We start from the raw sequence: 2316 nt of genomic DNA, 5'->3' as shown, positions 1-2316 counted from the left end.
TCTGTTGAATTTCGCCCGATCCCCTCTCCGTCAAGCCGACGGGGGGGAACATGGCTCTCAAAGAAGAGCAGGGGCTGGGCAATTGGGAAATTGCCACTGCGAAGAAGCTGGTCAGCGAATACCGGCGACGGCACAGGATCTTGCAGCGTGAGGAGTTCGACGACCTCATGCAGGAGTGCTTGGCGCACTGGATCGTCGTGCGGCGGCGAATACCGCCTGAGCCTGACCCACGACCACCCGTGGCCTACATGGCCCAGGTGCTCCGCAACAAGTTGACGGACCTGGTCCGTGAGATGACAGCAGACAAGCGCGCCGGTGACCCCGGCGCGTTTTCGCTTGAAGCGCCGATCGACGGTACCGAAGACGGCCTCACGCTCGGCGACGTGTTGGCCGACGAGCAGGCCGCGCCGGACTCCGGCGGCATCGACAGCCGCCATGCGCGCATCGACCTGATGCGCGTGTCCGCATTGCTGACACCGGCCCAGCAGCGCCTGTGCCTCCTGCTCGCAGAAGAGGGGCTCTCGATCAAAGAGGCCGCGGAGCGGCTCCGAATCCCGCGCGGCACGCTCTATGAGGAGATCAAGCGCATCCGGCGGATCTTCGAGCAGCAGGGGCTCGGCAACTATTTGAAGGACTGACCCGACACTTTTCGGCGCGATTCCGTATGCCTGATCACCGTCCTGATTCGACAGGGAATCGATGATCATCTTCACCATCGCGAGCACCAAGGGAGGCGTCGGCAAGACGACGCTCACCGCCAACCTGGGGGCGCTGCTGGCCGACATGGGCCTGCGCGTGCTCCTGATCGACGCCGACGTGCAGCCGTCGCTGTCGAAGTATTTCCCACTGTCACCACCACAACCCGTGGCGGGCCTCACCGAGGTCATCGTCCGCGGCGAGGTGGTCGCCGCGAGCATCACGCCCACGGTCTATCCGAACCTCCACCTGGTGGCCTCGGACGATCCGGAGGGGCGGCTGCCCAACTGGCTGCTCGGGCGCATCGACCGCGGCTTCCGCCTGCGGCAGGCGTTGCGTGCAGGCCTCGTCCCTTCGGCCTACGACTGCGTCCTGATCGACACGCCGGGTGCGATCGGCCCGTTGCAGGACGCAGCCGTCATGGCGGCCGACGTACTGGTTTCGCCGATCACGCCCGAGATCCTGTCGGCGCGGGAGTTCCGCGACGGGACGATGGAACTGCTCGAGCGGCTGGAGCCGGGCAGCGCACTGGGAGCGCCACTGGCGCCGGTGAAAGCCGTGATCTACCGGCAGGACCGCACAGCCGATGCCCGACTGATCGTGGCCGGCATCGCGCGTGAGCTTGCCCATCCGCATGACGAGCCCCATGACCAGCTACAGCCACGGGTGTCGCTGCTCAAGACCGTCGTGCCGCATGCCAAGGCCTACAAGGAAGCGGCCACCCTTCGCATCCCGGTCCATCAGCACGAGCGGCGGCGCGAGGGCACGATGCCGAGCGCCTGGTCGGTGATGCATTGCCTGGCCTGGGAGCTGATGCCCAGCCTGCGCGGCGTGCTGGCCGATGGCCGTCGCGTGCAGGGGGTGTCGTCGTGAGCGCCGGCAGGAATGGGCTCGACGAACGCAGTCGGCGGGTGGCCGAGTCGCTGTCGGTGGGCAACCCGGGCAACAACGCGCGCAGCCTGCCTGCGCAGGCCGGGCCTGGTGCCGATTGCCAGATCGAGCTCGGCATCGAGGAGATACGGCTCTACGAGCACAACCCGCGACGGACGAAGAACGCAAAGTTCGACGACATCAAGGAGTCGATCCGCGCCGGTGGCCTGCGCACGCCAATCACGGTGACGCAGCGGCCTGGTGACGCGCACTACATCGTCGAGGCCGGCGGCAACACCCGGCTGCTCGCCTTGCGCCAGCTCTGGGCGGAGACAAAGGACCCCCGGTTTCTTCGGCTGCAGGTGCTGTACCGGCCCTGGCAGTCGGAGCGCCACGTGCTGACCGCGCACCTGATCGAGAACGAGCAGCGTGGCGATATGAGCTTCTGGGACCGCGCCACGGGCATCGTGGCCCTCAAGGCGCGGCTGGAAGCGGAGCAGGGCAGGGTGCTGACGATTCGACCGCTGGAAGACGCGCTGCACGGCCTGGGCCTGGCGGTGAACACGGCCACCCTGGCGCTCTACCTGTACGCGACCGATCGTTTGCGTGTGCTGGGCGACGCGGTGCCGGACTTGGCCGGATTGGACGTGAAGACGCTGCAGCCGCGCCTGAACGCCTTGCGGCGCCATGCGCAGGCTGAGCCTTACACACACTTGACACACCGCATCAGGAGGAATCCTGCGCCGGCGG

Annotated in this window: 3 protein-coding genes; all 3 read left to right on the top strand. The window is 67.1% G+C overall.

Features of this window, described 5'->3' with window-relative positions:
* The first annotated feature begins 50 nt into the window (after positions 1-50).
* A complete protein-coding gene (locus ACOVRJ_RS03440; RefSeq protein WP_422042503.1) occupies positions 51-638 on the top strand; it encodes an RNA polymerase sigma factor in 588 nt (195 codons plus the stop codon).
* 61 nt (positions 639-699) lie between these two features.
* Positions 700-1569, top strand: a complete 870-nt coding sequence (locus ACOVRJ_RS03435; RefSeq protein ID WP_422042502.1) for a ParA family protein — start codon at positions 700-702, stop codon at positions 1567-1569.
* Positions 1570-1607: 38 nt separating this feature from the next.
* Positions 1608-2316: ParB family protein (locus tag ACOVRJ_RS03430; RefSeq protein WP_422042501.1), on the top strand; the 709-nt coding region annotated here is incomplete at its 3' end.

Origin of the sequence: Roseateles sp., assembly GCF_049240545.1 — a bacterium.
Taxonomy (GTDB): domain Bacteria; phylum Pseudomonadota; class Gammaproteobacteria; order Burkholderiales; family Burkholderiaceae_C; genus Paucibacter_A.
This window is presented reverse-complemented; position numbering and strand designations above follow the sequence as displayed.